Raw genomic sequence first — 12,422 nt, 5'->3', positions numbered from 1 at the left:
GGTTGTGAAGGATAACGCAGCCTGCCGCCTGGCGGCAGCGGCGGGGCTTAGTGCCCTGCCTAGCCCCGGCTCAGCCGTGCCGGCACATAGCGATCGGCCTGAATATCGGGCGAGAGGCCGTGGCTGTAGATTTCGGCCGTGATGGGCAGCAATTGCTCGTTCCATTCCTCCCATTGCCTGCGCAGGCCGGCAAAGATTGCTGGCTGATGCTCCTTGAGATTGGCGCGCTCGCGGGCGTCCTCCTCCACATTGAACAAGAACTCGTTGTCGTTGATCTTGAGGTATTTCCAGGGCCCCTGGCGCACGGCACGCTGGGTCTGTGATTTGTAGCGCCAGAACAGGCTGCGCTCGGTATTGGCTGCATGGCCCTCCAGGATGGGCAGGATGTTCTGGCCGTCGCTGGGGAAGTCGGGGTGTGGCCTGGCACCTGCAGCGGCCAGCAGCGTGGGCAACCAGTCGAAGCTGGCTGTGACCTGCTCCTGGACCTGGGGCTGGATGCGGGCGCTCCAGCGCAGCAATGTGGGCACGCGGATGCCGCCTTCCAGCAGCTCGGTTTTCTGGCCCGTGAAAGGCCAGGTCTTGGAAAAGCGTTCGCCGCCATTGTCGCTGGTGAAGATGACGATGGTGTTGTCGGCCTGGCCGGTGTCATCGAGCGCCTGCAGCACCTGGCCCACGGCCTTGTCCAGGGCCTCGACGATTTCTCCATATTTCTTGAGACTGCCGCCGTCGTAGTGGAACAGGTCCTTGATGCTGTGCGCGACATGCTCGTCGTCAGGCCCTTCCCAGGGCCAGTGCGGTGCCGTGAAGTGCAGCGACAGGAAAAAAGGCTTCTCCTGGTCCTTGCGCTCATGCACATAGCGTGTGGCCTCATCACCCAGGATATAGGTGTAGTAGCCCGTGCGCTCCACGGGCTCGTTGCCTTGCCAGAGGTCGGGGCTGAACTGCTCGCCCACGCCGGGCTTGTGCGTGAAGTAGTCAATGGCACCGCTGTGATTGCCGAAGAAATAGTCGTAGCCGCTGCGCTGCGGGCCGTAGGCGGGCGGCTTGCCCAGATGCCATTTGCCTATCAGCGCCGTGTCGTAGCCCGCTTGCTTGAGCAGCGATGGCAGCGTGGGGTGATCGGCAGGGAGGCCTAGTTGCGCGCCATGGCGTGCCAGCGGCTCTTCGAGCCCGGCCTGGAGCCGGTACTGATAGCGTCCGGTGATCAGCGCAATGCGTGTGGCGGAGCAGACGGCCGAGTTGGCATAGGCCTGATTGAAGCGCACGCCCTGGGCGGCGAGGCGGTCCAGATGCGGGGTCTTGAAATCGGTGGCTCCATAGACGCCCAGGTCGGCCCAGCCCAGATCGTCGGCCAGGATGAAAACGATATTCGGTGCGGTCATGAGTAGGTCGTTCTGCTTATTCGATGGCAAAGCCGGAGTTGGTGATCACGGGACGCCATTTGGCGACTTCGGCCACGCGCAACTGCTCCAGTGCCTGCGGCGTGCGAGGGTCCGGCTGCAGGGACAGCTCCGCCCATTTGGGCTGCAGCTTGGGATCCTGCAGCGCGTGGTTGACGGCGCGGTTGACGGCGGCAATGGCTTCGGGCGAAGTGCCTTTGCGTGCCCACAGGCTGTACCAGCCGCTGCCTGTGGCCTTGGGGTAGCCGGCTTCGGCAAAGGTCGGTACATCGGGCAGCTCGCGACCGCGCTGGCTGCCGAAGGTGCCCAGAATGCGCACCTTGCCTTCCTTGTGCAGCGGAGCGAGCTCGCTGGTGGTCTGGATGGCGGAGGCCAACTGGCCGCTGATCAGATCCGTCATCATGGCCGGACCGCCCTTGTAGGGCACATGCACGATGTTGACGCCGGCCGCTTCGCCCAGCAGCAGACCGAAGAAATGCGGCAGGCTGCCCACGGCAGGGCTGCCGAAGTTGGCTTTTTCAGGGTTGGCCTTGAGCCAGGCCACATATTCCTGAATATTGCGCGCCGGATGCCTGGCGGGGACGGCCAGGCCGAACTGGAAATGCGCGAGCAGACCCACCGGAGAGAAGTCGCGTGCAGGGTCGTAGCCGGGCTTTTTGTAGACGATCTGCGAGAGCACCGGGGTGATCAGCGGTGCGATCAGATAGGTGCTGCCGTCGCTGGGGGCGTTGAGCAGAGTCTGTGCGGCAATCTGGCCGTTGGCGCCGGGCTTGTTGTCCACCACCACGTAGTGGCTCCTGCCCAGCTGTGCGGCGATGTTTTCGGCCAGCACGCGTGCCAGCAGATCGATGCCGCCACCTGCGCCAAAGCCCACCAGAATGCGGCTGGACTGAGGAACGGCGGATATCTCGGCGGCCTTGGCCAGAGAGCTGAGGGAGAAACCAGCGGAGCTGGCGGCAAGCAGCGATTGCTGCAGAAAGGAGCGGCGGGAATGCATGGCTGGAGATCACAAAAGTGCGGCGCGTTGGCCAGTCCAGGCATTCTCAAAAAATCTCTATAAAAAGAAAAATAATAAAAACTGGTTTTTAAATAACACAAACATCTTATTTCAAATCATGATTTGCTGATGCCAAAACGCTGTACCAGCGTCCATGCCGTGATGGCAGTGCAAGCCGACCAGAACCAGATGCCGAAAGCCAGCGGCATGGTGGAATCCGCATCCAGATTCAGTCCCAGCCAGTGCCCCATGGCAAAAGCCATCAGCATCATCACCAGGCCGTTGATCGCCGAGGCCGTGCCCGCTGCCTGGGGGAAGGGTGCGATGGCATTGCTTTGTCCGCAGGGCATGTGAATGCCGTGGGCGATCTGGTAGAGACAGAAGGGCAGGGCATAGGCCCAGATGCTGCGCAGATCGCCCAGGGCCGCCAGGCCCATGATGGAGCCTGCCGTCAGCGACAGCACCCCCGCCACGGCCACGGTGCGCTGCACGCTCATGCTGCGCAGCAGACGGCGGCAGGCGAAGGTGCCGGCGATATAGCACAGCGCGTTGCCGCCCAGCATCAGCCCGTATTGCGTGCGCTCCATATGCAGCACGTTGATGTAGGTGAACGAAGAGGCCGCCAGATTGGTGAACAGGCCTGCATAGCTGAAGCAGGTCAGCAGGTTGTAGGCCTGGAACATGGGGTTGCGCACAATGCGCAACCAGGTGCGCAGCAGATTGCCCGCTTGCAGCGCCTGCGGGTTGCGCTGGGGAATCGACTCCCTGAAGCGCAGCACCACCAGCAGCCAGGCCAGGCAGCCCATGAAGGCCTGGGCCAGCATGGTGGAGCGCCAGCCCAGCCAGCCCACGAGCAAGCTGCCACTGATGGGGGCCAGAAAGGCCAGCACGCCCAGGCCTGTCAGCGCCTTGGACATGACTTGCGCGCCCATATGCGGTGCGTAGAGATCGCGAACCACGGCACGCGCGCACATCACACCGGCGCCCAGGGCTGCGCCTTGCAGGCTGCGCCAGGCAATCAAGGCCTCCATGCTCTGGGCGCTGGCGCAGCCCAGAGCGGCGATCACATAGCCGCTGATGCCCAGCAGCAAGACCGGGCGGCGGCCCAGCCGGTCCGACAGCGGGCCCCAGAAAATCTGCGAGCAGCCAAAGGCCAGCAAAAAGCCGGTCAGTGTCAGCTGGGCCTGCGAGACATGGGCGCCAAAGCCTTGCTGCAGCTGAGGCAGGGCGGGCAGATAGAGATCGGTTGCCAGCGGTTGCAGACCCAGCAGCAGCCCCAGTGTGAGAATCACGAGGGCTGCAGATTCAGGAGCACTCTTCGCTTGCTCATCAATGGATTGAGCGGGATTTTGCTTTGAGTTCAGGGCAGGCGGCGCAGACATAGCCAGACAGACTATCAGAACCTGCCCATTGATCCGTATGCTGACGAGACAGTATGTGGCGATGTCGCTCAGCGCGGATTCAGGCCGAACAGCTCATGCAGTGCCTGGCGGTATTGCGCCAGTGCCTTGGCCTGGGTGTTGTGGTGGCTGGCGCCCTCGACCAGGATCAGGCGCTTGGGCTCGCGCGCCGCATCGAACAGCTGCTGGCCCAGCCGGGCCGGAATCAGCGGGTCGGCCGTGCCGTGCACGACCAGCAGCGGCGAGCCGATGTCCGCCACGGTGTCGACCGAGTTGAAACGCTGCGTGATCAACCAGTTCACGGGCAGCCAGCCCCAGCGCATGGAGTCGAACACATCGGGAATGCTGGTGAAGGTGGACTCGACCAGCACCCCGCTTTCATCCTTGACGGAGCTGGCCAGATCGATGGCAACGGCGCCGCCCAGCGAGTGGCCGAAGATATAGCGCGGCCTGCCTGCGGCCTGCCGGCCCAGCCAGTCCCAGGCGGCACGGGCATCCTCGGCGGCCGAGGCCTGCGAGGGCAGGGCCGGGCTGCTCTTGCCAAAGCCGCGGTAGTCCACGGCCAGCACCGAAAAGCCCATGGCCTGCAGGCGCCGTATGCGTGGCGAGGAGCCCGTCACATTCCAGCGCGCTCCATGCAGAAACAGTAGCAGGGGAGCGCGTGCATCGCTGGATGGCATCCAGAGGGCATGCAGCCTGGCGGCGCTGCCGTCGCGGCTGCGAAAGTCTATCCATCGCTCCTGCATGCCGGCCGTGTTGGCTCCGGGCCAGCTGCGGTCGCTGGGCTGAAAAATCCAGACCCGCTGCCTGGCATCGAGTTCGCGCATGCCCCAGCTCGCGAGCACCAGCAGCAAGGCCAGACCGAGTGCAGCCGCGATGCGGCGAGGGCTCCAGAAGCGTGAGGTCTTGGGCATGGAAGAAGAGCGACGGAAGATGGCGGCTGTCAAGTGCTGTGCAAGTATGGCTGTCTGACCTGCCCCAGTCATCTGGAGTGCATGAATTGGCGATATTCTTGCGGGTGTTTCAAGCCGCAAATGCATAGCTGGTTACGCAGAGTTTGCGAGCGTTTGAAGCCTGTTTGAAGGATTAGTTCACTATGTCGATCTGCCTGGGTCTTGCCGCCAACAAACTCCACCACCAAACCGAGGACGCCGCGCTGTTTGCCCTGCTGCGCGCCTGCGAGGCCGGAATTCGCGAGCTCAAGCTGGGCTTTCATACCGTGGGCCGCACCTATGACGCCATCACGGCGGCCAGCATGCTTCAGGGCTACAAAGGCCTGGTGCGCTACCCCTATGGCCGCGAGGGCGGGCTCATGAGGCTGGTGGCCGAGGTGGTGGGCATGGAGGGTGACGAGCGCACTCTCGACGGCGCCATCTATCTGATGGACCCGGTGGATCCGTCGTCCATCTTCCCCGAAGCCCTGGCCCTGAAGCGCCAGTGCGTGATCCACGGCAAGCCTTTTCTTTCCACCGTCGCCTCCACGCGCGACTGGATAGAGATGGAGCGCATTCACGCCGGCCTGGCACGTGACCGTAATGCCGACCGCTTTCACGACTATGAAAACCAGACGCTGGCGCTGATTGCCCACGATGCCATGAAGCCCACCATGCTGGACTTTGCAGCACACAACTTCGAGTTGCTCAGCCGCTACCGCCGCCGCGTGGGCACGGGCACCACGGGTCAGAAACTCAACGAAATGGCCTGGAGCAAGGGCTGGCCTGCCGACAAGCCCTGGGTGGACCGCTATAACAGCGGTCCGCTGGGCGGTGATGCGCAGATTGCCGATCTGGTGCTGGAAAAGCGCTGCCACCGCGCCATCTTCTTCGAAGACCCGCATGTGGCACGTCAGCACGAAGCCGATATCCAGTTGCTGGAGCGCGCCGTGACCACGGTCACGCACGATGCCGTCTGCAGCACCTCGCCCCAGGTGGCGCAGCGCTGGTGTGATGCGGCCGTCAAGCGCGCAGGCTGATGCGGGTTGCTGAGCGCTACTGGCGGTTGCGGTAGCGCTTGAGCTCGGCCTGCAGCCAGCTGGCGCTGTCGGCCTCTTTGCCGCTGCAGCGCACCTGGTAGGGCTTGTGGCTGATGCTGCTCTCCGTGCCTGCGCGGGCAATGAAGTCCTCGGCTGTTGCCACCCAGCCCTTTTTGAGCAGATAGTCGTATTTGCCGCGCAGATGTTCGGCTGCCTTGGCGCTGTCATGCCAGCTGCCATTGCGCTGGAACTCGCAGCCCGAGGTTTTGAGGTGGCCGATCAGGTACTCGATCTCCTGAGTCGCGGCCGGCGTGGGCGATGCGGCAAGACTCAAGCTGCAGGCTGCACCCAGCAGCAGGGCGGTAATGGTGTGCTTCATGTGGGTTGATCCTACAGAAGAAGAGTCGAGCAAAAACAAAGGCCGCAGCGATGGACTGCGGCCTTGTGTTGGTCGGTCGAAGCTGTGCGGTGCTCAAGGGGCCGGCGTGGCCAGAGGCTTGCCCTTCTCCACGACATACACGCCAATCAGCTTGACCGTGCCATTGCTGGCATTGTGTGCGTCATGAATCACACCAGCGGGAACGACAAAGGTTTCGCCGGCCTTGAGCGTGCGCGGCGACTGGCCGTCGATCAGCAGATCGACCTCACCCTCGCTGATATAGCTGATCTCGTCGCCGGGGTGGGTATGGCGGCCCGCGCGTGAGCCTGGGGCGACTTCCACCTTGGCCACCACGGCTTCGCGGCCCGGTACCGAAACATCGGCCTTGCCGACCATGGTCCGGGACAGGCCTCCGGTCTGAGCCGCACCCGGCTGGGGCCCCCCCGCCTGGGGCGCACCCGCCTGGGCCAGGGCGCTCTGGCTGAACAGCATGAAGGCGCTGCTGCAAAGCAGGGTCGAAAAGCTGGCGCGGTGAGTCAAGGACATGAAATTACCCTCCAAGGTTTTTGACGGAGACAAGTGGTGAAACCTGTCACTTTTACCGGGAAGGAGCGCGGCCATGTCATGGGGGCTGCCCTAGTCGCAGGGTTGCCGAAAACAAACCCGGGCGCGGTGATGCAAGGTCCTGCGGGCAGAAAAGCCTATGGCGCTGCAGGCCGCTGCCTTAGTTGTCGCCCGTGATCCTCGCGAACTTCACCAGCTCGGCGTATTTATCCATGTCGGTGCGCATCACCTGGGCAAGGCTTTCATTGCCCTTGGCGGGCGGGGTTCCCGCTGCTTCCAGCTTCTGGCGGATGGCCGGGTCGGCGAGACCTGTCTGTATCGCTTTTTGCAGCTTGGTCAGCACTTCCGGAGGCAGACCCTTGGGGGCAGCCAAAGCAAACCAGCCGCTCAAGGCATAGCCCTTGAGCGCGGGGTGTTCTGCCAGCGCCGGCACCTCCTTGAGCGTGGCGATGCGGGTGGCGGTGGTTGCGCCAAGAATCTTGATTTTTCCGGACTGCGCCAGCGGTGCTGCAGCGGTTGGCGAGAGGATGGCGAAGTCCAGGTTGCCGCCGCCCAGATCGCTGGTCATGGCGGGAGAGCCCTTGTAGGGGATGTGAACCAGGTAGACACCCGCGGTCTTCTTGATCAGCTCTCCCGAAAAATGCGGCGTCGAGCCAATGCCGGGGCTGCCGTAGCTGTATTTGCCGGGGTTGGCTTTGGCCAGTTTGACGAAGTCATCCACGGTTTTGACAGGAACATGCGCACCGGCCACCCACAGATTGGGGGCCTGGGCGGTCAGGCTCACCGGGGTCAGATCTACAGCCGGATCGTACTTCTGCGCGGCATTCACAAACTTGGTGCCCGCCATTTCGTTGCTGGAGCCTGCCAGCAAGGTGTAGCCGTCGGGCTTGGCCGATACCACGCGTTGCGCTCCCACCACGCCTGCGGCGCCCGGCACGTTCTCGACCACGACGGTGGCGTTCAACTGCCTGGCCAGTATGTCCCCGACCACGCGGCCGACCATGTCGACAGAGCCGCCCGGGGCATAGCCAATCACGATGCGGATGGGCTTGCTGGGATAGGCATCCTGTGCCTGCACCGCGCCTGCGAACAGGCTGGTCATGGCACAGGCGATGCAAAGTCGGCGGGAAAGAGTGGCGCGGTCTGGATTCATAAGTTCCACAATTATTTGTGGCGAAGGTTGATTCAGTAATTGATGTTGAATTGCTCAACAAAATTTAATTGATTGTCATGAGATTTCATGTGGGGAGGAATCCATGAAAACCAGTGGTTCAACTGATTTTTAGCCGGTGCCTCGCGCCGGTAGGGCTGGCTGAGCCAGCTGCAGGGCGCACTGCCGAGCTTGAAAGTCCGATTTCGCTGCAGTGTTGGCTGGCAGGGGCAATCAGCCCGTTGGAGTCAATCAATGATCGATATTCCTGCTTATAGTCAGTGGCAAGGCCTGCCCAGCGCATTCCATGCAACGGCGCGTTCTCCGCGGCAGCCAGCCAACCGGGCACAGATCCGGCTCACAAGCGTTTCAGTTGAATTGTCAGGGAGTCTCAGATGCAGGAACAGAACCGCGTTGCCGCCTGGCACGCGTTGGCTACCGATACCGTACTCACTCAATTGCAATCGACTGCCGCCGGGCTGAGCTCTGGAGAGGCCCGCGAGCGCTTGCAGCAGCAAGGGCCCAATGCTCTGCCTGCTGCCGCTTCGCGCAGCATGCTGGCGCGCTTTCTGTCGCAGTTCAACAATCTGCTGATCTATGTGCTGCTGGGCTCGGCCGTGGTCACCGCCTTGCTGCAGCATTGGGTCGATACGGGGGTGATCCTCGCGGTGGTGCTGATCAATGCGGTCTTCGGATTCGTGCAGGAAGGCCGTGCCGAGAAGGCACTGGACGCCGTGAAGGCCATGGTTTCCAGTCGCGCCAATGTGCTGCGCGACGGCTTGCGCATGGCGGTGCCTGCAGAAGAACTTGTCGCCGGCGACTGCGTGCTGCTCGAGGCTGGCGATCGCGTCCCGGCCGATCTGCGCCTGCTGCGCGCCAGCAGCCTGAAGCTGGACGAGGCCATGCTGACCGGGGAATCGGTGGCCGTCGACAAGTCGGCCGATCCGGTGGTTGTCGATGCCGCTCTCGGCGACCGCTTTTCCATGGCCTACTCCGGCACCCTGGTTGCCGCGGGGCAAGGCCTGGGTGTGGTGGTAGCCACAGGCCCGCGTACCGAGCTGGGCCAGATCAGCACCATGCTGGGTTCGGTGCAGACACTGGCCACCCCGCTGACGCGGCTGATGGACCGTTTCGCGCGCCAGCTCACCGTCACCATACTGAGCCTGTCCGCGTTGATGTTCTGCTTTGCGCTGTGGGTGCGCGACTACGACACAGCCGGCGCCTTTATCGCTGTGGTGGGCATTGCCGTATCGGCCATCCCCGAAGGACTGCCCGTGGTCATGACGATTGCGCTGGCCATTGGCGTGCAGCGTATGGCCGCACGCTATGCCATCGTGCGCAGTCTGCCGGCGGTGGAAACACTGGGCGCCGTCTCGGTCATCTGCTCCGACAAGACCGGTACATTGACACGCAACGAAATGAGCGTGCGCGCCGTGGTGCTGCCCGGTTCCCGCTTCGACATAGAAGGCGAGGGCTATGCGCCACAGGGGCATTTCACCCTGGCGGGCGAGGAGATCGAGCCTGCGCTGCATCCACAGCTGCTGCACTTCGCCACGGGCGCGGCACTTTGCAACGACGCCCATGTAAGGCATGCCGAAGGTACGGCCTGGACAGTCGAAGGCGATCCCATGGAAGGCGCGCTGGTGACGCTGGCCACGCGCGCCGGTCTGGATGTGGAGCGCCTGCGTCAGGACTGGCGCCGACTCGACGAAGTTCCCTTTGATGCCGTCCACCGCTATATGGCCACTCTGCACCGCCCAGTTGATGCTCCAGCCGTGGTTTTCGTCAAAGGGGCTCCGGAGCAGGTTCTTGCCATGTGCCGCGACCAGCAGGGCGCTGAAGGCCTGCAGGCGCTGGATGCAGCCTATTGGCTGGAGCAGGTCGATGCCCTGGCGGCCAAAGGCTATCGTGTGCTGGGTCTGGCCAGCTTCGCGCCCGAAGATGCCAAGGACAGGGTGGACATGGCCGACGTCAAGGACCTGACCCTGCTTGGCGTGCTGGGCATGATAGATCCGCCGCGAGAATCGGCAAAGGAGGCCGTGCGCGAATGCCGCAGCGCCGGAATTGCCGTGAAGATGATCACCGGCGACCATGCTGCCACCGCTGCCGCCATCGCCAGGGAGCTGGCGCTGGCCGACACCATCCGAGTCACTTCAGGCCATGAGCTGGACGGGCTCAACGATGCCCAGCTGATCGACGTGGCCAGAGCCTCCACGGTATTCGCCCGTACCAGTCCGGAACACAAGCTGCGCCTGGTGCAGGCCCTGCAGGCAGATCGCAGCGTCATCGCCATGACTGGTGACGGCGTCAACGACGCACCGGCGCTCAAGCGTGCCGACATCGGTGTGGCCATGGGCATCACCGGCACGGCTGCCGCCAAGGAGGCAGCGGGCATGGTGCTGGCCGACGACAACTTTGCCACCATCGTCGCCGCCGTCAAGGAAGGGCGCACCGTCTACGAAAACCTGCGCAAGGTCATTGCCTGGACTTTGCCGACCAACGGCGGTCAGGCCATTGTCATCGTCGCGGCGATTTTGCTGGGCCTGTCCCTGCCCGTCACTCCGGTGCAGATTCTCTGGGTCAATCTGGTTACTGCCGTGGCCCTGGGCCTGACGCTGGCCTTCGAGCCGCCCGAGCCCACGCTGATGCAGCGCAAGCCGCGCTCGCCGGACGAGCAGTTGCTGCAGCCCTATCTGCTGTGGCGCGTCGCCCTGGTCTCGGTGCTGTTCGCGCTGGGCTGCTTCGGCATGTTCGAGTGGTCGCTGCGCCGCGGCGACTCGGTCGAACTGGCTCGCACCATCGTGGTCAATGCGCTGGTGATCATGGAGATCTTCTATCTGTTCAGCGTGCGCTACACGCAGGGAACCTCGCTGAGCCTGCGCGGCGTCCTGGGCACCCCGGCGGTGCTGCTGGGCGTGGCCGGCGTCACCCTGGTGCAACTGCTGTTCACCTACACCCCGCCCATGCAGGCACTGTTCGACAGCCGTCCTGTCGACCTGGCGGCCGGACTGCTGGCGATAGGGCTGGGTGTTGCCCTGCTGCTGTTGCTGGAGGTCGAGAAGCTCTTGGTGCGCTGGATGAGACTGGGCGTGCGGGCCTAGAGCGCTGTGCACGCAAGGCATTCAAGCAGCCGTTTCATCACCTGGCCGAGGGCATGAAAAAAGGCCCCGAAGGGCCTTTTTTGCGAGTGACGAGCAGCTGACGCTCAGATCACGCCTTGTGCCAGCATGGCGTCGGCCACCTTCACAAAGCCGGCGATGTTGGCGCCGTCGATGTAGCTGATGGTGCCGTCTTCGCGCTTGCCGTGCTTCACGCAAGCAGCGTGGATGCTTTGCATGATTTGCAGCAGACGGGCGTCCACTTCTTCTGCGGGCCAGGACAGGCGGGCCGAGTTTTGCGACATTTCCAGACCCGAAGTGGCCACGCCACCGGCGTTGGATGCCTTGCCGGGTGCGTACAGCACGCCGGCAGCTTCGAAGGCGCGGGCGGCTTCGTTGGTGGAGGGCATGTTGGCGCCTTCAGCCACGCACAGCACGCCGTTGGCGATCAGGGTCTTGGCATCGGCTTCGTTCAGCTCATTCTGAGTGGCGCAAGGCAGGGCCACGTCCACCTTGATGGACCAGGGGCTCTTGCCGGCCAGGAATTCCACGCCGGAAACCAGCTTGGCGTAGTCGCTGACGCGGCCGTACTTGTGGTTCTTCACGTCCATCAGGATGGCCAGCTTTTCGGTGGTGAAACCTGCAGCGTCGTACACGGTGCCCGAGGAGTCGGACACGGTCACGACCTTGGCGCCCAGTTCCATGGCCTTTTCCACGGCGTACTGAGCCACGTTGCCCGAACCGGACACGGACACGGTCTTGCCTTCAAAGGACTGGCCGCGAGTGGCCAGCATTTCACGGGCGAAGTAGACGGTGCCGTAGCCGGTGGCTTCGGGGCGGATCAGAGAGCCGCCGAAGGACAGACCCTTGCCGGTGAACACGGAAGCCGCAGTGTTCGACAGCTTCTTGTACATGCCGGCCATGTAGCCCACTTCACGGCCGCCCACGCCGATGTCGCCTGCCGGCACATCGGTGTCGGGACCCACGTGGCGGAACAGCTCGGACACGAAAGCCTGGCAGAAGCGCATGACTTCGGCAGGGCTCTTGCCCTTGGGGTCGAAGTCGGAGCCGCCCTTGCCGCCGCCCATGGGCAGCGTGGTCAGAGCGTTCTTGAAGGTCTGCTCGAAAGCCAGGAACTTCAGCACGGACTGGTTGACCGAGGGGTGGAAGCGCAGACCGCCCTTGAAGGGGCCGATGGCCATGCTGTGCTGGATGCGGAAGCCGCGGTTCACCTGCACCTGGCCCTTGTCGTCAGTCCAGCTCACGCGGAACTGGATGATGCGCTCGGGCTCGACCAGGCGCTCCAGCAGGGCGTGCTCGGCGTACTTGGGATTCTTCTCGATGAAGGGCCACAGGCTTTCCATCACTTCGGTGACGGCTTGCAGGAATTCGGGCTGACCGGGGTTGCGTTGTGCCACTTCTTCCAGGAATTGGCCTACGGACTCGTACTTCATAGAGAACT

At 63.4% G+C, this 12,422-nt stretch carries 10 protein-coding genes; 2 read left to right on the top strand and 8 right to left on the bottom strand.

What is annotated here, in order from left to right; all coding sequences use genetic code 11:
• Positions 1-59 precede the first annotated feature (59 nt).
• The 4 genes from Cth01_RS00565 to Cth01_RS00550 form a co-directional block, all read right to left on the bottom strand.
• Positions 60-1,382, bottom strand: coding sequence for a sulfatase family protein (locus Cth01_RS00565; RefSeq protein WP_034408709.1), 1,323 nt, complete (start codon positions 1,380-1,382; stop codon positions 60-62).
• A gap of 16 nt (positions 1,383-1,398) precedes the next feature.
• Positions 1,399-2,397 carry a tripartite tricarboxylate transporter substrate-binding protein gene (locus Cth01_RS00560; RefSeq protein ID WP_034378779.1) on the bottom strand — a complete coding sequence of 333 codons (999 nt, stop codon included), beginning with the start codon at positions 2,395-2,397 and terminating at the stop codon, positions 1,399-1,401.
• Between the two features lie 116 nt (positions 2,398-2,513).
• Positions 2,514-3,689 (bottom strand): multidrug effflux MFS transporter, encoded by a 1,176-nt coding sequence (locus tag Cth01_RS00555; protein ID WP_034378782.1) that lies wholly within the window; start codon positions 3,687-3,689, stop codon positions 2,514-2,516.
• Between the two features lie 158 nt (positions 3,690-3,847).
• The gene (locus tag Cth01_RS00550; protein ID WP_045838302.1) at positions 3,848-4,711 is read right to left on the bottom strand and encodes an alpha/beta hydrolase; all 864 of its coding nucleotides are present in this window, start codon (positions 4,709-4,711) and stop codon (positions 3,848-3,850) included.
• 182 nt (positions 4,712-4,893) lie between these two features.
• Between Cth01_RS00550 and Cth01_RS00545 the strand changes: the two genes are divergently transcribed.
• Positions 4,894-5,769: a methylglyoxal synthase gene (locus tag Cth01_RS00545; protein ID WP_012837335.1), complete on the top strand. Its 876-nt coding sequence runs from the start codon at positions 4,894-4,896 to the stop codon at positions 5,767-5,769.
• Between the two features lie 16 nt (positions 5,770-5,785).
• Here the strand turns inward: Cth01_RS00545 and Cth01_RS00540 are convergent, their stop codons facing one another.
• From Cth01_RS00540 to Cth01_RS00530, 3 genes are all read right to left on the bottom strand, one after another.
• Positions 5,786-6,148, bottom strand: coding sequence for a YfeK family protein (locus Cth01_RS00540; protein WP_034389405.1), 363 nt, complete (start codon positions 6,146-6,148; stop codon positions 5,786-5,788).
• Positions 6,149-6,241: 93 nt separating this feature from the next.
• On the bottom strand, positions 6,242-6,694 hold the full coding sequence (locus tag Cth01_RS00535; protein WP_082085621.1) for a cupin domain-containing protein: 453 nt from the start codon (positions 6,692-6,694) through the stop codon (positions 6,242-6,244).
• Positions 6,695-6,872: 178 nt separating this feature from the next.
• Positions 6,873-7,814, bottom strand: a complete 942-nt coding sequence (locus Cth01_RS00530) for a Bug family tripartite tricarboxylate transporter substrate binding protein (RefSeq protein ID WP_080747119.1) — start codon at positions 7,812-7,814, stop codon at positions 6,873-6,875.
• A 443-nt stretch (positions 7,815-8,257) separates the two neighbouring features.
• On the opposite strand from Cth01_RS00530, the gene Cth01_RS00525 reads away from it, so the two are divergent.
• Positions 8,258-10,963 (top strand): HAD-IC family P-type ATPase, encoded by a 2,706-nt coding sequence (locus Cth01_RS00525; RefSeq protein WP_045838301.1) that lies wholly within the window; start codon positions 8,258-8,260, stop codon positions 10,961-10,963.
• A 104-nt stretch (positions 10,964-11,067) separates the two neighbouring features.
• Here Cth01_RS00525 and gdhA read toward each other — a convergent pair whose 3' ends face one another.
• On the bottom strand, positions 11,068-12,414 hold the full coding sequence (gene gdhA / locus Cth01_RS00520; protein WP_003064453.1) for an NADP-specific glutamate dehydrogenase: 1,347 nt from the start codon (positions 12,412-12,414) through the stop codon (positions 11,068-11,070).
• Positions 12,415-12,422 lie beyond the last annotated feature (8 nt).

The organism is Comamonas thiooxydans (assembly GCF_000964545.1).
Lineage (GTDB): Bacteria > Pseudomonadota > Gammaproteobacteria > Burkholderiales > Burkholderiaceae_C > Comamonas > Comamonas thiooxydans.
The sequence above is the reverse complement of the archived record's forward strand: the minus strand, read 5'-3'. Positions and strand labels throughout refer to the sequence as shown.

Coding starts and splice junctions, on each gene's coding strand:
- Cth01_RS00535 (WP_082085621.1), bottom strand. CDS start 6,694: ATGTCCTTGACTCACCGCGCCAGCTTTTCGACCCTGCTTTGCAGCAGC.
- Cth01_RS00525 (WP_045838301.1), top strand. CDS start 8,258: ATGCAGGAACAGAACCGCGTTGCCGCCTGGCACGCGTTGGCTACCGAT.
- Cth01_RS00545 (WP_012837335.1), top strand. CDS start 4,894: ATGTCGATCTGCCTGGGTCTTGCCGCCAACAAACTCCACCACCAAACC.
- Cth01_RS00530 (WP_080747119.1), bottom strand. CDS start 7,814: ATGACCAGCCTGTTCGCAGGCGCGGTGCAGGCACAGGATGCCTATCCC.
- Cth01_RS00565 (WP_034408709.1), bottom strand. CDS start 1,382: ATGACCGCACCGAATATCGTTTTCATCCTGGCCGACGATCTGGGCTGG.
- Cth01_RS00560 (WP_034378779.1), bottom strand. CDS start 2,397: ATGCATTCCCGCCGCTCCTTTCTGCAGCAATCGCTGCTTGCCGCCAGC.
- Cth01_RS00540 (WP_034389405.1), bottom strand. CDS start 6,148: ATGAAGCACACCATTACCGCCCTGCTGCTGGGTGCAGCCTGCAGCTTG.
- Cth01_RS00550 (WP_045838302.1), bottom strand. CDS start 4,711: ATGCCCAAGACCTCACGCTTCTGGAGCCCTCGCCGCATCGCGGCTGCA.
- gdhA (WP_003064453.1), bottom strand. CDS start 12,414: ATGAAGTACGAGTCCGTAGGCCAATTCCTGGAAGAAGTGGCACAACGC.